We start from the raw sequence: 16,921 nt of genomic DNA, 5'->3' as shown, positions 1-16,921 counted from the left end.
AACGTCGCTATGGCGCCGGGCCCGGTTGTCGGTTCGGCAAGCTTGCCGGGGCGACGGGAGGGGGCCGTTGGGACCAGGTGCGCGGCATCAGCCGCGCCCGTTCAATGCCATCCAAAAACAGGTTCTGTACCGGCGTCGCCAGGTACGGCAGTGTCATGGCGACCACCAGCAAACCCACACCTAAAGTGATCGGAAAACCGATACCAAACAAATTCAAGGCCGGCGCCGCGCGCGTCAAAATCCCGAGCGCGACGTTGGTGATCAACAACGCCGCCACGATCGGCAGCGACAATTGGACGCCGGTGCTGAAGATCCGTCCGCCCCAGTCGGCCAACTGCTTGAAGCCGCCGCTGTAGATCGGCGTGGCCGACACCGGCAACGACGAAAAACTCTCCACCAGCGCCGACAGCAGCACCAGGTGGGCGTTGACGGACAGGAAACCCAGGGTGGCCACCAGCGCCAGGAACTGGCTGATCGCCGACGAGCGCCCCTGCGTGTTCGGATCGAAGAACGTCGCGAAGCCCAGGCCCATCGTCAGGCTGGAGATTTCCCCCGCCATCTCGACCGCGGCGAAGATGATGCGGATGCTGAAACCCATCGCCAGCCCGATCAGCATCTCCTGCGCCAGGATCAGCAGCCCGGCCAGCGACATCGGATCGGTCGCCGGCAGCGCCGGCACGGCCGGCGCCACGATCGCCGCCAGCATCACCCCCAGCAGCACCTTGACGCTGGCCGGCACCGCCTTGTTGCCGAACAGCGGGGCGGCCGCCAGCAGGCCGAGGATGCGCGTGAGCGGCCACAGCAATCCTGCGATCCACATGTTGATATCGGCACTGGCGATGGTAATCATGAGGGTTTGTTACCCACAGTTACATTTCTTTGCGGAACTAATAGCATTTAGCCAACAAGATTGGGAATGCCGCCGAACACCTCGCGCATATAGTCGAGCATGACCGACAACATCCACGGGCCGGCCACGACCAGCGCGACGAAGATGCCGACCAGCTTGGGGATGAACGACAGCGTCGCCTCGTTGATCTGCGTGGCGGCCTGGAAGATGCTGACGACCAGGCCGATGATCAGCGCCACCAGCAGCATCGGCGCGGCGATCATCAGGGTGACCTCCATCGCGTGGCGGCCCATCGTCATGACGCTTTCGGGTGTCATCGCGGCCTCCTAGTAGAAACTTTGCGCCAGCGAGCCGAGCAGCAACTGCCAGCCGTCGACCAGCACGAACAGCATCAGCTTGAACGGCAGCGAGATGACCGCCGGCGACATCATCATCATCCCCATCGACATCAGCACCGACGCCACCACCATGTCGATGATCAGGAAGGGGATGAAGATGGCGAAGCCGATCTGGAACGCGGTCTTCAGTTCGCTGGTGACGAACGCCGGCACCAAAATCCGCAGCGGCACGTCCTCCGGCCCCTGCAGCGCCGGGCTGCGCGAGAGCTTGACGAACAGCGCCAGGTCGGCCTGGCGGGTCTGTTTCATCATGAATGTCTTGAGCGGGGCGGCGCCCTTGTCCATCGCCTCGGTCATGGTGATCTTGTTTTCCTGCAGCGGCAGGTAGGCCTCGTTGTAGATCTTGTCGAAGGTCGGTCCCATGACGAACAAGGTCAGGAACAGCGCCAGGCCGACGATGACCTGGTTCGGCGGCGCCGACTGCGTGCCCAGCGCCTGGCGCAGCAGCGACAGCACGATGATGATGCGGGTGAAACAAGTCATCAACAACAACGCCGCCGGGATGAACGACAGCGCCGTCATCAACAGCATGGTTTGCAGCGGCAGGGTGTAGTTGGTGCCGCCGCCCGGCGCCGGCGTGGCGTTCAGCGCCGGGATGCCGATGTTCGATTGGGCCGCCGCTAGCAGCGGCAGCGCCAGCGCGCCGGCCAGCAGCAGCGCTTTGAGCGCGCGCGACTTGTTGCCCTGCGTTTTATTTCGCATTGCGCTTGTCGATCGTTTGTTTGAACCACTCGGCGAAGTTGGCCGTCTGCAAGGTGGCCGGCACCGCTTCGGCGTTTTCCTGGCGCGGCATCGTCGCCAGCGCGTTCATGCGGCCCGGCGAGGCGCCGACGACGATCCACTGGTCGCCCACCTCGACCACCAGGATGCGCTCGCGCGTGCCCAGGCTCAGCGAGCCGACCAGCTTGACGGTGCCGCCGGCGCCGCCCAGGTTCTTCGGACCGAAGCGCTTGAGGAACCAGGCGCCGCCCACCAGCAGCGCCAGCACGAACAGCAGCGCGAAAGTGGTTTGCATCAGGCTGCCGGCGCCCGGGGCCGCCGGCGGCGGCGTCGGAATCGTCATCGCCAGCGGGCCGGGCGGGGTGGCGGCCGGGGTGGCCGGCGCCGTCGCGGCCGCTGCGTTGGGGGGGGCGGTCGAGGGTTCGGCTGCCGGGACGAGCGGCGTCACGGTCGGCGCCGGGGTGGCGGCGGCCGGCGCGGAGGTCGCGGCGGCCTTGTCGGCGGTGGTGGTCTGCGCCATCGCGGGCGCGGCGGCCAGGGCCGCCGCGAGGATCAGGGAGAGGGTCGGTCCGTGCTTCATTTATTCAGTTTTCGGATACGTTCGGATGGCGTGATGATGTCGGTCAGGCGGATGCCGAACTTGTCGTTGACCACCACCACCTCGCCCTGGGCGATCAGGCAGCCGTTGACCAGCACGTCCATCGGTTCGCCGGCCATGCCGTCGAGCTCGACCACGGAACCCTGCGCCAGTTGCAGCAGGTTCTTGATGGCGATCTTGGTGCGGCCCAGCTCGACCGTCAGCTGGACCGGGATGTCGAGGATGAAGTCGATGTCGTTGTGGGTCTCGGTCTTGCTCGGCGAGCCGGAGAAGTCCTTGAAGACGGCCGCGCTGGCGGCCTGCTGCGCTTGTTGCGCCTGCAACGCTTCCGCCTCGGCCTGGGCTTGCTCGGCGATCGCGGCGCCCCAAGGGTCGTCCATGCTTTGATCGTCGTCTTGATTATCCGACATGTTTCTCTCCTGTGTTGCGGTTACCGGCGGCCAACGCCCCGGTCTTATTTAAGGTCTTATTTAAGGTTTTCTGCATTGGAGAGCAATTTCTCGACCTTCAACGCATATTGTCCGTTCATCACGCCGTAGCTGCAGTCCATCACCGGCACGCCGTCGACGGTGGCCGAGATCATCTCCGGGATCGTCAGCGGGATGATGTCGCCCACCCGCATGTTGAGGATCTCGTCGAAATTGACCTTGGCCGTGCCCAGCGAGGCGACCACCTCGACCTCGGCGATCTGGATTTGCTGCGTCATCAGGCGGATCCAGCGCTTATCGACCTCCAGCGCCTCGCCCTGCAGGCTGGAGGTGAGCGAATCGCGGATCGGCTCGATCATCGAGTACGGCATGCAGAAGTGGATCTGGCCGGAGACCGATCCCAGCTCCACCGTGAAGGTCGACGCCACCACCACCTCGTTCGGGGTGGCGATGTTGGCGAACTGCGTGTTCATCTCCGAACGGATGTACTCGAACTCGACCGGATAAACCGGCTCCCACGACTTGGTGTAGGCCTCGAACACGATATCGAGGATGCGCAGGATGATGCGTTGTTCGGTCTGGGTGAAGTCGCGGCCCTCGACGCGGGTGTGGAAGCGGCCGTCGCCGCCGAACAGGTTGTCCACCAGCAGGAACACCAGGCCCGGATCGAACACCATCAGCGCCGTGCCGCGCAGCGGCTTCATGTGCACCAGGTTGAGGTTGGTCGGCACCACCAGATTGCGGATGAATTCGCTGTACTTGGACACCCGCACCGAGCCGACCGACACCTCGGCGCTGCGGCGCAGGAAGTTGAACAGGCCCACCCGCAGCAGGCGCGCGAAACGCTCGTTGATAATCTCCAGGGTCGGCATCCGGCCGCGGACGATGCGTTCCTGCGTGGCCAGGTTGTAGGTCCGTACGCCGGCCACGTCCTCTTGTTGCTGGGCGTCGTCCTGGTCGCCGTTGACGCCCTTCAGAAGGGCATCGACTTCTTCCTGGGAGAGAAAATTATCGGCCATGGTGGATTACTTACCTGTCAACTGCTGCTTACTGGATGATAAACGACGTGAACAGCACATCGATGATGTCCTGCTTGTCGCCGCGATGTTCGAACGGTTCCGACAACTGCTCGGTGATTTCCTTGGACAGCTGGACCTTGCCCTCGGGCGTGTTGATGTCGGCGGCTTTTTTGCTCGACAACAGCAGCAACACGCGGTTGCGCACCTTGGCCATGTTCTTCTTGAGGTTGTCCGCCTCTTCCAGGCTGCCCACTTCCAAGGTGAACGCCAGCTGCAGATACTGGTCGCCGCCGGCCTCGCCCGGCTGCAGGTTGACGGTGAACGGCTCGACCGGGATGTACTCCGACGGCCCGGCCTTCTTGGCCGATTTTTTCTTGGCCGGCTTGTCTTCTTCCTCGTGCGCTTCTTCCTTGCCGTGCATGAAGAACCAGGCCGCGCCGCCGCCGGCCGCGCCGAGCAACAGCACCACCGCGACGATGATGATGATCAGCTTTTTGCTGCCGCCGCCCGCGGGCGCTTCAACTTTCTGATCAGCTTTCACTTTTGGATTCGCTTTCAAAATTACCCTTGCCTTTGCCCGTATGGGACGAATGGATCATTTCGCCATTATGTCATTATCGGTTGTGCCTGCGCGGTTGGAAATGCCGAAAAGAACGGTGATCCAGTGGCTGCTTGACGCTTCCATAGTTGAACCGACAACAAAACCGTGAGGGCCGCGCCGCCGTTCCCGGCGCGCCGGCCGCCGCCGTTCAGGCGAAGGTGTCGACCGCGCCGGCCGGCACGCGCCGCGCCGGGGTGGCGGCGCGCGCGGCGTTGCCGCCGTCGTCGCCGTCGCCACGGCCGGCAAGGCCGCTGCCGCCGGCGCGTCCGCCGCGCTGGCCGTTGTTATCGTTTTGCATGGACGCGGCTTGCTGGTTGAAACCGTTGTTCTGGTCCGACATTCCGGCCGAGACCGTCGCGCTGCCGAGCTGGATGCCGGCCTCGCTCATCATTTCGCGCAGCTTCGGCAGCGCCGCCTCGAGCGCCTGGCGCACTTCCGGCTGCGCCGAGCTGAAGGCGGCGGTGGCCTGGTCCTTGTTCACGCTCAGCACGACCTGCAGCGGACCGAGGTCCGGCGGATTCAATTCCATGGTGGCGCTTTGTTCGCCGCCGGCGGCCATGAAGATCACTTTCTGGCCCAACTGCTGGTCCCATGCCTGGGTGCCGACGCGGCTGGTGAGTTTGTCCGTCGGCACGGCGACGGCCGCCTTGGCGGTCTCCAGCGCCGCCTGCGCGGTGGGCGCGAGGGCGGTGGTCGCCGTCTCGCTCGGCACGGGCAAGGATTCGGCACTAGCGGCAGCGGCGGAACGCGGCGCGGCGGCGGCCAGCGCGGCCTCCGATTGATGCTGCTGGGCTTGCTGTGACTGCGTCAGTTGCTGCTGGAAGTCGGCGGCCGGCGCGGCCTTGCCGCTGGTGGCCGCGCCCGCGTCGGCATCGGCGCCCGTCGCGGCCGTGTCTTTCAACACGGCGGTGGCGCCGGCCTTGTCGTCCAAGCCGGCCGCGCCCGGATTGGCGTCGGTGCCGGCGGCGATGCCGCGCACGGCGTTGGACGGTACAGGTATCAACTTGCCGGCGGCGTTGGCGGCATCGGCGGCGGCCTTGGCGCCCGCTGCCGCTGCGGCGGCATCGGCCACCGCCTGCGCGCCGGCGCCGGCGTTGGTCAGCGCGGCTTTGAAGTCGGCGGCGGCATCGGCGCCGGCGCCGGCCTTGGCGGCCAACAGGGCGGCGTCGTCGAGCGCGCCGGCGTCGGCGGTTTTGGCCGGGTCGCCGGCGGCGGCCAGGGCCTCGGCGTCGATGGCGGCATCGCCCGCTTTGGCGGCGGCCAGTTCCGCTGCGGCGGCGGCCGCTTCCGCGGCGAGCGCGGCGGCGCTGGCGCCGGCCTTGCCGCCTATCGCGGCGGAGGCCTCGCTTGGCGCGCTGGCGGCCGGGACGGGCGGTTGATTGAACGCTGCCACCAATGCCAGCATATCGGCCACCGGATCGGCCGACTTGGCGGCCTGGGCGTCGCTGGTCGCGCTGTCGCTGGCGCCATCGGTGCCGCTGTCTCCGGCGCTGGTTTTAGCGGGAGCGGTCGGCGCGGCGGTCGTTGTTGTCTCGCCGCGCACGGCCGGCTGCGCGGCTTTGTCGGCCGCGTCGGCCTGCTGGTTCTGTGGCTGCGCCGGTTTGGTCGGCGCGGTCTGTTTCGGCGCCGACGGGCGCGAGGCCGGCGCCGGGCGGTCCGGCGTCTTGGCGATCATATTCGTGTTGTTGGCCTGGCGTTGATCCATCTCGCGCGACAGCGCCTTCTTGAACGCGTTGTTGTCGCCGCCCGCGCCCAGGTTCAGGTTGGCCTTGGGTGCCGAGACCGCGTTGGCGTTCAGCGTCGGAAGTTGGAGATTGGTGGTTTGCATGATCGCGCCGTGTCGGTAGGGTTCAACTGATTTCGGGTCAACGCTTGTAATAAGCCTGTCGTGCTGCGTGTTCATCCATCTGCTTCTGGTCGCGCTTGTTTTCCAGCTTGAGCGCCTCGGCGTCCGCCCGCTCGTTCAGCGTGGAGTAGGACATGCGCTTGCGCTCGGCGGTCTGCCACGCGGCTTTTTCCTGGTCGGCGCGGTATTCGGCGTGCCGTATCATCTCCAGCTGCCCCTTGACGGCCACGTCCAGCTTTTCCATGAAGGCCTGGAAATTGCGGTAGGCCATCGGCGTGATGCCGGCCGCCTGCGCCTCCTCGAAGCGCTTGACGTATTCGTCGCGGTAGCCGACCAGCATCTGGTGCTTTTGCGTGGCTTCGTCCACCGCTTTCAAGGATGCGCCGAGCCGCTTGGCCGCATCGTCGGTTTCCCGGCGGGCCAGGTCGATCAAGGTTTCAAGTTGCGCTTTGGATGCCATAGTGAATCAATTATAGGTGGCGGCGTACCGCGTCCATCAGTCGAACAGAGAGGTAAGTTGGCCCAAACTCTCGTCCATGGTGACCCGTTCGGTGATTTGCTGCTGAAGAAAGTTTTCTATCCGATCGTGCAGCACGATAGCCTGGTCCAATACCGGGTCGGTGCCGGGGGCATACGCGCCGACGCTGATCAGGTCGCGGCTGCGCTCGTAGCGGGAAAACAACTGTTTCAGGTGGCGCGCGCGCTGCTGGTGCTCGTGCGAGGTGATCGAGTGCATGGCGCGGCTGATCGATTGTTCGATGTCGATGGCCGGGTAGTGGCCGGACTCGGCCAGGCGGCGGTTGAGCACGATGTGGCCGTCCAAAATCGCCCGCGCCGAGTCGGCGATCGGGTCTTGTTGATCGTCGCCCTCGGTCAGCACGGTGTAGAAGGCGGTGATCGAGCCGCCGCCGACCTCGCCGTTGCCGGCCCGTTCGACCAGCACCGGCAGCTTGGCGAACACCGACGGCGGATAACCCTTGGTGGCCGGCGGCTCGCCGATGGCCAGCGCGATCTCGCGTTGCGCCATGGCGTAGCGGGTCAGCGAGTCCATGATCAGCAGCACGTTCTGGCCCTTGTCGCGGAAGTGCTCGGCGATGGCGGTGGCGTAGGCCGCGCCTTGCAGGCGCATCAGCGGCGGCGTGTCGGCCGGCGCGGCCACGACCACCGAGCGCGCCAGGCCCTCGGGTCCGAGGATTTGCTCGATGAATTCCTTGACCTCGCGTCCCCGTTCGCCGATCAGGCCGACGACGATGACGTCGGCCTCGGTGTAGCGCGCCATCATGCCCAGCAGGACGGACTTGCCGACGCCGGAGCCTGCGAACAGGCCCATGCGCTGCCCGCGTCCGACCGTCAGCATGGCGTTGATCGAGCGCACGCCGACATCGAGCGTGTCGACGATGGGCGCGCGGCCGAGCGGGTTGGCGGGGCGGGTGTTGATCGGCGCGCTGTCGGAGGCGTTGAGCGGACCGAGGTTGTCGAGCACGCGGCCGGCGCCGTCGAGCACGCGGCCCAGCAGCTCCGGGCCGACCGGCAGGTGGCGCGCGCGGTCGCTGGGGCGGCGGCGCGGATGGGCCACGGTGCCCGGCTTGGGGATGGCCGGTTCGACCGGGAACACGCGGGTGCCGGGCACCACGCCCTCGACATCGCTTTGCGGCATCAGGAACAGGCGCTCGCCCTCGAAGCCGACCACTTCCGCCTCGATCTTGCCGCCGCCGGGCAGCGGCACGGTGCAGGCGGCACCGACGGCCAGGCGCAGGCCGACCGCCTCCATGACCAGGCCCGCCACGCGGGTGACGCGGCCGGAGATCTGCATCGGTTCGACGAAGCCGACCAGCGCGCCGCAGTCGCCCAGATAGGCTTTCCAGCGGCCTGCATGTGTGGCCGGACTGGCGCTGGCGGGGGCGTCCGCGTCGTTGGGGTTTTTGTCGCGGGCGGCGTTCATGTCAGTCCAGCCAATCGACTTCCTTGCCCAGCGCGTGGCTCAGGCGTTGCCAGCGCGCGGCGGCGGTGGCGTCGATCTGGTTGCTGGCGGTATCGACCTTGCAGCCGCCGCGCCCGACGTTTGCATCCTCGATCACCCGCCAGCCGCTCTTGTCGAGCTCCTCGCCGATGGCGGCGCGCACGATGACGGCGTCGTCCGGATGCAGGTGCAGTTGCGCCGGCTGCTGCAGCGCCGGCAGGTAGTCGATGGCGTCGCGCACGATCGGCAAAATCAGTTCCGGCTTGACCTGCAGCGCGTTCTTCAGCATGCCCTTGGCCAGCTGCAGCGCCAGGTCCAGCACGTCGTTGGCGATCAACTGGTCGGCGTCGCGCAGCGCGCCGCTGAAGCCGTCGGCCAGCGCCCGCATCTGTTGCAGTTCTTCCTTGGTGACGATTTCGCCGGCGGCGATGGCGTCGGCGTGGCCGGCCGCGTGGCCTTCGTCGTAGCCGGACTGGCGCGCCTCTTCGCGGATCTGTTCGAGTTCTTCGACGGTGGGGTATTCGAGCGGCGGCGGCAGTGGCGGGCCGATTTCGACCAGTTCCTGCTGCTCCAGCAGCGCCTCGTGCACGCGCTGCTCGGCCTCGACGCGGGCGTTTTCGGCGTCGCGTTCGCGCTGCTCGGCGTCGCGCAGCGCCACCACGCTCGGGCGCTCGTCGCCGAACGAGCGCATCTCCCAGCGCTGGAATGCGGTTTGCTGCTCTTTGGGCAAATTAGACAAACGAATCCTCGCCTTTGCCGCCTAACACGATCTGGCCTTCGTCGGCCAGGCGGCGCACGATCTGCAAAATCTGCTTCTGCTGGGTTTCCACTTCGGACAGGCGCACCGGTCCTTTCGATTCCAGGTCTTCGCGCATCATCTCGCTGGCGCGCGCCGACATGTTCTTGAAGATCTTGTCGCGCAATTCCTGCGACGCGCCCTTGAGCGCGATGATCAGCATTTCCGACTGCACTTCGCGCAGCAGCAGCTGGATGCCGCGGTCGTCGATGTCGATCAGGTTGTCGAACACGAACATCTCGTCCATGATCTTCTGCGCCATGTCGTTGTCGTAGTTCTTGATGTTGTCCATCACCGAACCTTCCTGCTCGCCGCTCATGAAGTTGAGGATCTCGGCGGCCGTGCGCACGCCGCCCAGCGACGACTTCTTGATGTTCTCGTTACCGGACAACAGCTTGGTCAGCACGTCGTTCAGTTCGCGCAGCGCGGCCGGCTGCACGCCGTCCAGGGTGGCGATGCGCAGCACGGCGTCGTTGCGCAGGCGGTCGGTGAAGTGGCTGAGGATTTCGCAGGCTTGGTCGCGCTCCAGGTGGACCAGGATGGTGGCGATGATCTGCGGGTGCTCGTTGCGGATCAGCTCGGCGACGGATTGCGAATCCATCCACTTGAGCGACTCGATGCCGGAGGCGTCCTTGCCGCCCAGGATGCGCGACAGCAGCACCGAGGCCTTGTCGTCGCCCAGCGCCTTGGTCAGCACCTGGCGGATGTACTCGTCCGAATCGAGGCCGACCGTGGAGGCGGCCGCGACCATCTCGCGGAAGTTGTCCAGGGTGCCGACGACTTCCTCGTGCGGCACGTTCTTCATGGTCGCCATGGCCGCGCCGAGTTTCAGCACTTCGCGCGGGCCGAGGTATTTCATCACTTCGGCCGCTTCGCTCTCGCCCATCGCCAGCATCAGGATGGCGGCTTTTTGGAGTCCGGTATTCTCAGTCATTTGCGCCTATCCATTCCTTGATGACGTTGGCAACGATGCGTGGGTCCTCGACGGCGAGCTTTTTCGCCATCGCCAGGTTTTCGCGGTAAGTCTTGACGGTGTTCTCTTCCATCTTGCGCAGTTCTTCCTCGGCGATGAGGGCCTCGTCGGGGCCTTCCTCGACGACTTCCTCCGGCTCTTCCGGCTCCGGCTCCGGCGCGTTGATCTCGTCGATCTTCTTGAAGACCGGCCGCATCATCGGACGCACGATGCGCAGCACGATGTACAGCAGGATCAGCGCGGTGATCAGGAACTTGGCCAGGTCCTTGGCCATCGGCAGGTTGGCCGGATCGCGCCACCAGTCGAGCGCCGGCTCGAACGGACGGTCGACGCCGTCGAACGGCGAGTTGGCCACGCTGACGGCGTCGCCCCGGTCCTGGTTGTAGCCCATCGCCTGCTTGACCAGATCGTTGATCTTGGACATCTCTTCAGGAGTATAGGCTTTAATGGTGACTTTGCCGTCCTTGTCGACGATGCGTTTGTAATTGACCACAACGGCCACCGTCATGCGGCGCAGGCCGCCCATGCCGCGCGTCTCGTAGCGCACGGTCTTGTCGACTTCGTAATTGGTAGTCGATTCCTTGTGCTTCGGACCGGTGGCGTTGGCGTTGACGCCGCCCGGCGGCGTGCCCGGCGCCGGCGCGTTGGGGCCGTTGGCGACGGCCTGGTCGAGCGGGGCGGTGGCGGTGCCCGGCGGCTGGTTCGACAGCGCGCCCGGAATGCCGCCCGGGTTGACGTTGGCGTCGCCGCTGGTCTCGCTGCTTTGCTGGCTGCGGATGGCCGACGCCGCCGGTGGCGAGTTCGGCTTGTAGGTCTCGGCGGCCTGTTCGACCTTGGAGAAATCGACGTCGGCGGTCGCCTCGGCGCGCACATTGCCTTCGCCGACGATGGGCACGATGATCGACTCGACCTGCTTGATGACCTGCAGCTGCATGTCCTTGACATACTTGAGCTGGGTTTCATCCATGTTCTTGGCGTTCAGGCCGCCGCTGCCGTTCTTGTTCTGGTCCGAGATCAGGTTGCCGGCCTGGTCGACGACGGTGACGTTGGCCGGCATCAGTTCCGGCACGCTGGAGGCGACCAGGTGGACGATGGCGGCGGTCTGGGCCGGGTCGAGCATGCGGTTCGGGTGCAGGGTCAGCAGGACCGACGCGGTCGGCTTTTGCTGGTCGCGCACGAACACGGACGGCTTCGGCAGCGCCAGGTGGACGCGGGCGTTCTCGACGGCGGCCAGGGACTGGATCGAGCGCGCCAGCTCGCCTTCGAGCGCGCGCTGGTAGTTGACCTGCTCGAGGAACTGGGACACGCCCAGTTTCTGGTTTTCCATCAGTTCGAAGCCGACGTTGCCGCCCTTGGGCAAGCCTTGCGCGGCCAGTTTCAGGCGGGCGTCGTGGACCTGCTCGGTCGGCACCAGGATGGCGCCGCCGTTCTCCGAGAACTTGTGCTTGATGTTCAGCTTGTCCAGCTCGGCCGTGATGGCGCCGCCGTCGCGGTCGGTGAAATTGGAGAACAGCACGCCGTAATCGGGCGGTTTGTTCCACATGTACAGGCCGATCAGCACCGCCACGACCGCGGCGGCGGCCGCCGCGCGCATGAAGTTGCGGCCCATCGGGGTGCGGATGAAGGGCAGCCGTTCCGCACCGTCGTCGCCGGGTGCTGGCGGGGCTGCTGTGTCGTTGTCGATTGCTTCGGCTGCGGCCATGATGGTTGGGTTCCGGGTAACTGGGTCTGAAATGGGGGAGGGCAGAACAGATTATTGCTTGTCGTCCGGAAATTTAATACTTGGAATAGAGCACCCTTTACCGTCCTGCTCGTCCATGTGCCGTTGCGCCGGGCTTGGTATTCTGGCAGGACTGATAGAGCCGTTCCGTATTGTAACGCCGGGCTAGGCCATGTCGTGGAATTTGTTTCGCGACAGCAACAGATAGGAGTGTGAAATGAAAACAGGTGGCATCGACAGCAGCCAGATCCAGGCCATGATCGCCCAGTTGAAGGCGCACGCCACGCGCCCGAGCCTGACGCCGCCGGTGATCCAGACCGAGGCGCCGGCCGTGCCGAAGGCGCAGTTCTCGGACGCCTTGGAAAAGTCGCTGGCGGCGGTCAACGCCAGCCAGGTCAAGGCGGCCGACATGGGCAAGCGCTTCGCCATGGGCGACGACAGCGTCAGCCTGTCGGACACGATGATCGCGATGCAAAAGGCCAGCATTAACTTCCAGGCAACGATCCAGGTGCGCAACAAGCTGGTGTCGTCGTATCACGAGATCATGAATATGCAAGTCTAACCCTGGGGTCAGTGCCGACATTCGGACATTGCGGAACTCTTTTGACTGCAAAAGGTTCCGCATTCCGACTGGTTTGTCCGAATGTCGGACCTGACCCCGTTGGTTTTATGACCCCGTTGGTTTTATGACCCCGTTGGTTTTAGTCCGGGTTTCGGGCGCGCTGGTTGGACAGATAGATGTTGTCGCGTTCGATGGCTTGGCCTGCTTGCACGGCTTTTACCCAGTTGGCGGTCGTTGTCACCGCCGCGAAGTTCGAATGGAACACCGTGCTGTAGACCCGGTGTATCTCCTCGGCACTGGCCTCTCCCGCCGCGTTCTTGTAGGGCAGCGAGCCGGTCGCATCGGCCAAAAACTCCACCGTCAGACCGTTGTGCGCCGCGTGGTAGATCGTTGCGGCGTCGCAGTTGTGCGTCATGTAGCCGGCGATCGTCAAGGTGTCGATCCGCTTGTCCTTGAGCCATTGCGCCAGGTCGGTGCCGGCGAATACGCTCGAGGCTTGCTTGTGGATGTGGTGGTCCGCGTGGCGGCCGGCCACGCCCGGATGCAACTGCCATGCCGGGGAGTCGACGGCGAACACCGGGGACTCGGCGGGCGCGTCGTGCTGCACCGTGATCACCGGGATGCCCGCCGCCGTGGCGCTGTCCATCGCCAAGGTGATATTGGGCAGCGAGGTCGACACTGGCGGAAACTCGATCGGCAGCTGGCCGGTGAAGTATTCGTTTTGCACGTCGATGACGAGCAGGGCGCGGCGCGGGGAGCTGGACATGGTGGATTCCTTCGGGTGGTGGATGATGAGTCAATTGTCGGTCCATCCCGCCACCCCGGCCAGTGGCCCGAAGGCACCGTTTCGGTATAATCGGGCCATGAACAGTCCCGACCGCCCCATCGGCGTTGCCGTGATCGCCTACGACGGCATCACGCCTTTCCATTTGTCCGTGCCGTGCCTGGTGTTCGACGCGGGCCAGGACAGCGGGCAGGCGGGCTTCGACGTGCGCGTCTGCGCGGCCGACGGCACGCCGCTGCGCACCTCCGCTGGCTTCGCCATCGCCACCGACTACGACCTGCGCGCGCTCGACGACGCCGATATCGTCATCATGCCCTCATGGCATAACGATTGCCGGGCCGCGCCGCCCGCGCTGCTGGCAGCCTTGCGCACGGCCCATGCGCGCGGCGCCCGCGTGGTGGGGCTGTGCCTGGGGGCGTTTCCGCTGGCCGAGGCCGGCCTGCTGGACGGCAAAACCGCGACCACCCACTGGCAATTCGCCGCCGCGCTGGCCGCGCGCCATCCGCGCATCGACATCGATCCCGATGTGCTGTATGTCGATGCCGGCCAGGTGCTGACGTCGGCGGGCGTTGCCGCCGGGCTCGATTGCTGTTTGCATCTGCTGCGCCAGCTACGCGGCGCCGACGCCGCCAACCGCGTGGCCCGCCAACTGGTGATCGCGCCGCACCGGCAGGGCGGGCAGGCGCAGTTCATCGAACGGCCGTTGCCCGTGTCGAGCAGCGACGGCCGCTTCGCCGACGTGCTGGAATGGGTCACGCAGCGCCTGGAGCAACCCCATAGCATCGACGCGCTGGCCGAACGCGCCGCCATGAGCCGGCGCAACTTCACGCGCCATTTCCGCCAGGCCACCGGCACCTCGTTCAAGCAGTGGCTGCTGGGACAGCGGCTGGCGCACGCGCAATGGATGCTCGAAAGCGGCGACGCGTCGATCGAGGTGGTGGCGCAGGAGGCCGGATTCGGTTCGGCGTTGTCGTTGCGGCAGCATTTCCGCGCGGTGTTGCAGACGTCGCCGTCGGCCTACCGTGGAACGTATCGCCGCTGACTACATCATGCCGGCGATGCGGGCGTTGCGTTCGCGTTCGAGCTTGGTGATGTAGCGCTGCACATAGGACAGGGTGCTGCGCTGGATGTTGACGAACTCGCAGCCGAGGCGGCGGTTGGTCTTGTTGTTGAGCAGGGTCAGGTCGAGCGAGTTGCGCACCTGCAGCGCCGTGGTGACCTGGCCGATCTCCGGCAGGTCGATGCGGCAGTTCGGGTATTCCTTGCCGATGGCGTCGCCCAGGATCATCTTGTTGTCCAGGATGGCGATGCCGCCGCAGCTGATGTCGGCCAGCGGGAAGGTGGTGCTGCCGCCCAGTTCCTCGGGCAGTGTGACGACCACGCGCACCGGATTGGTCACCGGCGTGGCGATGCGGTAATACTCGCGCCGCTGCAGGCGGATCAGGGTCGGCGGCACCACGATCTTGAAGGCCGGATTGCCTTCGAAAACGATGGCTTCGACCCGTTCGGCGGCGAACAGGATGCGCACCTTGTCGAGCGTGGTTTCAAACGACAAGCCCTGCGAGGCCTGGATGCGCTTGTTTTGCTCCGGGTCGATCGAGCTGTCGAGCACGACCGTGTCGAGCTGGTCGTCGACGTCGAGGATGGAGGTGACGCAGACGTCGGACTCGCCCTGGATCAGCATGCGGATCAGCTGGTTTTTCTCACCGATGCCACGCAGCAGGGAGACGATCTCCTTGCGTGACTCGATTTCATAGTCATGCCAGTTTTCCAATTCGACATCCTGAAAGTGTGGATACATCTCGGCCGGCGTCAAATTTCGGTGAGTGGGAGGCTGGTGTCCGGCGCCTCGGGAAGCGGCAAGCCGGACTTTTGCGCTGATTCAATATGATATAGCCACGCCAACAGTTCCGCAATCGTCCTATAGAGCGTGGGTGGAATTTGTTGATCCAAATCCACATCCATGAGCAAAGACACAAGTTCCTTGGACTCGTGGATGAACACGCCGGCCTCCTTGGCGACGTCGATGATCTGCTCGGCCACCAGCCCGCGCCCCTTGGCCACGACCTTGGGCGCCGGCGCCCCCTCCTGGTAGGCCAGGGCCACCGCCTGCTGCAGCGGCCGGCGCGGGGTGTTATCCGCCATCGCCGCCTCCACTATCCTGTGTGATCAGCAGCGACGACAGCGGCGCCCCGGCCGCCTCCATCGCCTGCTCCAGCCGGCTGGCGTGGATGCGCAGGGTGTCGGCGGTGTCGTCGCTGCCGGCCTGCACCTGGATGTGGACCTGGCCGCCGACCAGGGTGACCGAGGCCGACACCTCGCCTAGCAGCGGGAAGCGGAAGCGCACGCCGCTGCGCCAGATCTGTTCCGGCGTCTCGTCGCCGGCGCCGCCATCCTGCTTGTCTTTTTCGCGCTGTTCGCGCCGCACGTCCCACTGCATCTGCTGGCCCGGCCAGGCCTCGCCCTGCCACTGGACCCGGCCCTGCTCGTGGGTGTGCAGTTGCTGGTTGATCATCTGTGCGGCCGTCAGGTCGGGGCCGTTGGCGGCAGCGCGCGCGGCGGCCTGCTCGCCGCCCTGCGCCATGCGCTGCATCTGCGGCTCGCGCATCAGATCGGGCAAGGTGCGCTCGCCCTTGACCCATTCGGTGACATGCGATTCATAGAACAGGCCGCTCTTGGAGATGGTGTCCTGCAGCTTTTGCGCCAGCGCGTCGGTGGCCGGCAGGCTGTTGCCGAACAGCGCGGTCTTGCCGATCAGCGCCAGTTGCGCCATCTGGCCGCCCTGGGCCGCGGTCAGCACGGTGGTCAGCACGCGGGCGGTGTTGCTCAATGTCGATTGCGGCGTGGTGTGGTCGAGTTCGGGCAGTTCGCTGGACGGCGTCAACGGCGCCTTGCCCAGCAAGGTGGCCGCCAGGCTTTGCGGCTTGACGGCGTCGGCGGGCGGCGGCGTGCCGGCGGCTGATGCGGCCGGTCCGGCGGCGGGCTGGCCGGCGGCGGCCGGCAATGGACGTCCGGCAGGTCCGGCCGCTGCGGCGTCGGGTTTACCCTGCGCGGCGGTTTGGGCAGCCTCGCTGCCGGGGCGTGTCACGGCGGGCTGAGTGGCTGATTGGGTGGCGGGGTGGGCGGCCGGACCGCCGGGCGCGACGCCGGGACGCGCCTGGCCGGGAAGGGCGTCCGGGTCGCCGGCGGCGGCCGTTTCAGCCTGGCCCGGCTGGCCGGGGACGGTGGCGGCCGGCGGGCGGCCGGTGCCGGCGGGCTGGCCGGCCGCTTGTTGGGACGGCAGCGACGGCGAATACAAGGCCTCGCCGCCATCGGCGGCGGCGCTTTCGCTGTAGACCACGGTGGGGGCGGCGCCGGAAGTGCCGGTGCCGAGCTGGAAGGTCGGACGGGGCGAGGCGGTCAGCACCGTCAGCGGCACCTGGTCGCCGACGTTGACGCCGGGCGGCAACATCATCCGCACCGCGTTGTCGGCCACCTTGACCAGCGAGCTGCCGTCGTTGAAGCGGGACATGACCTCGGCCGTCACCGACTTGCCCACCATGCCCTGCAGCACGCGCTGGAAGGCGGCTTGGCGCTCGTCGCCGACGGCCGCGCCGGCGCCGACGCCGTCGGCCGGCCGGACGGGCATGACGGCGGCGTCAAAGCGCGGCAACATGACGCCGGCCT

At 66.2% G+C, this 16,921-nt stretch carries 19 protein-coding genes; 2 read left to right on the top strand and 17 right to left on the bottom strand.

Annotation, left to right across the window (positions count from 1 at the left end):
• Nucleotides 1–7 precede the first annotated feature (7 nt).
• The 13 genes from fliR to fliF all read right to left on the bottom strand — a co-directional run bounded on the left by fliR (nt 8) and on the right by fliF (nt 11,891).
• Nucleotides 8–850: a flagellar biosynthetic protein FliR gene (gene fliR, locus AC07P1_RS04070; protein ID WP_315218665.1), complete on the bottom strand. Its 843-nt coding sequence runs from the start codon at nt 848–850 to the stop codon at nt 8–10.
• A 47-nt stretch (nt 851–897) separates the two neighbouring features.
• Nucleotides 898–1,167, bottom strand: coding sequence for a flagellar biosynthesis protein FliQ (gene fliQ, locus AC07P1_RS04065; protein WP_209726595.1), 270 nt, complete (start codon nt 1,165–1,167; stop codon nt 898–900).
• Between the two features lie 9 nt (nt 1,168–1,176).
• A complete protein-coding gene (gene fliP / locus AC07P1_RS04060; protein ID WP_494694612.1) occupies nt 1,177–1,950 on the bottom strand; it encodes a flagellar type III secretion system pore protein FliP in 774 nt (257 codons plus the stop codon).
• Nucleotides 1,940–2,548 carry a flagellar biosynthetic protein FliO gene (fliO, locus tag AC07P1_RS04055; protein WP_494694611.1) on the bottom strand — a complete coding sequence of 203 codons (609 nt, stop codon included), beginning with the start codon at nt 2,546–2,548 and terminating at the stop codon, nt 1,940–1,942. The genes fliP and fliO overlap by 11 nt, the downstream gene beginning before the upstream one ends.
• Nucleotides 2,545–2,976 carry a flagellar motor switch protein FliN gene (fliN, locus tag AC07P1_RS04050; RefSeq protein WP_494694610.1) on the bottom strand — a complete coding sequence of 144 codons (432 nt, stop codon included), beginning with the start codon at nt 2,974–2,976 and terminating at the stop codon, nt 2,545–2,547. Before fliN ends, fliO begins: the two co-directional genes overlap by 4 nt.
• 56 nt (nt 2,977–3,032) lie before the next feature.
• A complete protein-coding gene (gene fliM, locus AC07P1_RS04045; RefSeq protein WP_090322379.1) occupies nt 3,033–4,013 on the bottom strand; it encodes a flagellar motor switch protein FliM in 981 nt (326 codons plus the stop codon).
• Nucleotides 4,014–4,041: 28 nt separating this feature from the next.
• Nucleotides 4,042–4,554 carry a flagellar basal body-associated protein FliL gene (gene fliL / locus AC07P1_RS04040; RefSeq protein WP_494694609.1) on the bottom strand — a complete coding sequence of 171 codons (513 nt, stop codon included), beginning with the start codon at nt 4,552–4,554 and terminating at the stop codon, nt 4,042–4,044.
• A 208-nt stretch (nt 4,555–4,762) separates the two neighbouring features.
• Nucleotides 4,763–6,442 (bottom strand): flagellar hook-length control protein FliK, encoded by a 1,680-nt coding sequence (locus tag AC07P1_RS04035; protein ID WP_494694608.1) that lies wholly within the window; start codon nt 6,440–6,442, stop codon nt 4,763–4,765.
• 37 nt (nt 6,443–6,479) lie between these two features.
• On the bottom strand, nt 6,480–6,920 hold the full coding sequence (gene fliJ, locus AC07P1_RS04030) for a flagellar export protein FliJ (protein ID WP_090322363.1): 441 nt from the start codon (nt 6,918–6,920) through the stop codon (nt 6,480–6,482).
• 36 nt (nt 6,921–6,956) lie between these two features.
• Entirely contained in the window at nt 6,957–8,402 is a 1,446-nt protein-coding gene (gene fliI / locus AC07P1_RS04025; protein ID WP_494694607.1) for a flagellar protein export ATPase FliI, read from the bottom strand.
• 1 nt (nt 8,403) lies between these two features.
• Nucleotides 8,404–9,159 carry a flagellar assembly protein FliH gene (locus AC07P1_RS04020; protein ID WP_494694606.1) on the bottom strand — a complete coding sequence of 252 codons (756 nt, stop codon included), beginning with the start codon at nt 9,157–9,159 and terminating at the stop codon, nt 8,404–8,406.
• Nucleotides 9,152–10,150, bottom strand: coding sequence for a flagellar motor switch protein FliG (fliG, locus tag AC07P1_RS04015; protein WP_090322347.1), 999 nt, complete (start codon nt 10,148–10,150; stop codon nt 9,152–9,154). The genes AC07P1_RS04020 and fliG overlap by 8 nt, the downstream gene beginning before the upstream one ends.
• Complete coding sequence (gene fliF, locus AC07P1_RS04010) at nt 10,143–11,891, bottom strand: flagellar basal-body MS-ring/collar protein FliF (RefSeq protein WP_494694605.1); 1,749 nt, start codon at nt 11,889–11,891, stop codon at nt 10,143–10,145. The genes fliG and fliF overlap by 8 nt, the downstream gene beginning before the upstream one ends.
• 235 nt (nt 11,892–12,126) lie before the next feature.
• Here fliF and fliE point away from each other — a divergent pair, with 235 nt between their 5' ends.
• A complete protein-coding gene (gene fliE / locus AC07P1_RS04005) occupies nt 12,127–12,471 on the top strand; it encodes a flagellar hook-basal body complex protein FliE (RefSeq protein WP_315218652.1) in 345 nt (114 codons plus the stop codon).
• A gap of 139 nt (nt 12,472–12,610) precedes the next feature.
• Here fliE and AC07P1_RS04000 read toward each other — a convergent pair whose 3' ends face one another.
• Nucleotides 12,611–13,237: a cysteine hydrolase family protein gene (locus tag AC07P1_RS04000; protein ID WP_494694604.1), complete on the bottom strand. Its 627-nt coding sequence runs from the start codon at nt 13,235–13,237 to the stop codon at nt 12,611–12,613.
• A 97-nt stretch (nt 13,238–13,334) separates the two neighbouring features.
• Between AC07P1_RS04000 and AC07P1_RS03995 the strand changes: the two genes are divergently transcribed.
• A complete protein-coding gene (locus AC07P1_RS03995) occupies nt 13,335–14,297 on the top strand; it encodes a GlxA family transcriptional regulator (RefSeq protein ID WP_494694603.1) in 963 nt (320 codons plus the stop codon).
• On the opposite strand, the gene AC07P1_RS03990 is transcribed toward AC07P1_RS03995, so the two are convergent.
• From AC07P1_RS03990 to fliK, 3 genes are read right to left on the bottom strand one after another with little or no spacing between them, the layout of a single operon-like run.
• Nucleotides 14,298–15,056, bottom strand: coding sequence for a flagellar brake protein (locus AC07P1_RS03990; RefSeq protein WP_494694602.1), 759 nt, complete (start codon nt 15,054–15,056; stop codon nt 14,298–14,300). It lies immediately after the preceding gene.
• A gap of 11 nt (nt 15,057–15,067) precedes the next feature.
• Nucleotides 15,068–15,400 carry an EscU/YscU/HrcU family type III secretion system export apparatus switch protein gene (locus AC07P1_RS03985; protein ID WP_494694601.1) on the bottom strand — a complete coding sequence of 111 codons (333 nt, stop codon included), beginning with the start codon at nt 15,398–15,400 and terminating at the stop codon, nt 15,068–15,070.
• Nucleotides 15,390–16,910, bottom strand: coding sequence for a flagellar hook-length control protein FliK (fliK, locus tag AC07P1_RS03980; RefSeq protein ID WP_494694600.1), 1,521 nt, complete (start codon nt 16,908–16,910; stop codon nt 15,390–15,392). Before fliK ends, AC07P1_RS03985 begins: the two co-directional genes overlap by 11 nt.
• Nucleotides 16,911–16,921: the final 11 nt, after the last annotated feature.

Source organism: Duganella sp. GW821-FHT07F09 (assembly GCF_059418705.1).
The sequence above is the reverse complement of the archived record's forward strand: the minus strand, read 5'-3'. Positions and strand labels throughout refer to the sequence as shown.

Bases quoted from the DNA above. Each gene is read 5' to 3' on its own strand.
- fliO (WP_494694611.1), bottom strand. From the start codon at position 2,548: ATGAAGCACGGACCGACCCTCTCCCTGATCCTCGCGGCGGCCCTGGCC.
- fliE (WP_315218652.1), top strand. From the start codon at position 12,127: ATGAAAACAGGTGGCATCGACAGCAGCCAGATCCAGGCCATGATCGCC.
- fliM (WP_090322379.1), bottom strand. From the start codon at position 4,013: ATGGCCGATAATTTTCTCTCCCAGGAAGAAGTCGATGCCCTTCTGAAG.
- fliP (WP_494694612.1), bottom strand. From the start codon at position 1,950: ATGCGAAATAAAACGCAGGGCAACAAGTCGCGCGCGCTCAAAGCGCTG.
- fliN (WP_494694610.1), bottom strand. From the start codon at position 2,976: ATGTCGGATAATCAAGACGACGATCAAAGCATGGACGACCCTTGGGGC.
- fliQ (WP_209726595.1), bottom strand. From the start codon at position 1,167: ATGACACCCGAAAGCGTCATGACGATGGGCCGCCACGCGATGGAGGTC.
- fliJ (WP_090322363.1), bottom strand. From the start codon at position 6,920: ATGGCATCCAAAGCGCAACTTGAAACCTTGATCGACCTGGCCCGCCGG.
- fliR (WP_315218665.1), bottom strand. From the start codon at position 850: ATGATTACCATCGCCAGTGCCGATATCAACATGTGGATCGCAGGATTG.
- fliF (WP_494694605.1), bottom strand. From the start codon at position 11,891: ATGGCCGCAGCCGAAGCAATCGACAACGACACAGCAGCCCCGCCAGCA.
- AC07P1_RS03985 (WP_494694601.1), bottom strand. From the start codon at position 15,400: ATGGCGGATAACACCCCGCGCCGGCCGCTGCAGCAGGCGGTGGCCCTG.
- fliG (WP_090322347.1), bottom strand. From the start codon at position 10,150: ATGACTGAGAATACCGGACTCCAAAAAGCCGCCATCCTGATGCTGGCG.
- AC07P1_RS04035 (WP_494694608.1), bottom strand. From the start codon at position 6,442: ATGCAAACCACCAATCTCCAACTTCCGACGCTGAACGCCAACGCGGTC.
- fliI (WP_494694607.1), bottom strand. From the start codon at position 8,402: ATGAACGCCGCCCGCGACAAAAACCCCAACGACGCGGACGCCCCCGCC.
- AC07P1_RS03990 (WP_494694602.1), bottom strand. From the start codon at position 15,056: ATGTATCCACACTTTCAGGATGTCGAATTGGAAAACTGGCATGACTAT.
- fliK (WP_494694600.1), bottom strand. From the start codon at position 16,910: ATGTTGCCGCGCTTTGACGCCGCCGTCATGCCCGTCCGGCCGGCCGAC.
- AC07P1_RS03995 (WP_494694603.1), top strand. From the start codon at position 13,335: ATGAACAGTCCCGACCGCCCCATCGGCGTTGCCGTGATCGCCTACGAC.
- AC07P1_RS04000 (WP_494694604.1), bottom strand. From the start codon at position 13,237: ATGTCCAGCTCCCCGCGCCGCGCCCTGCTCGTCATCGACGTGCAAAAC.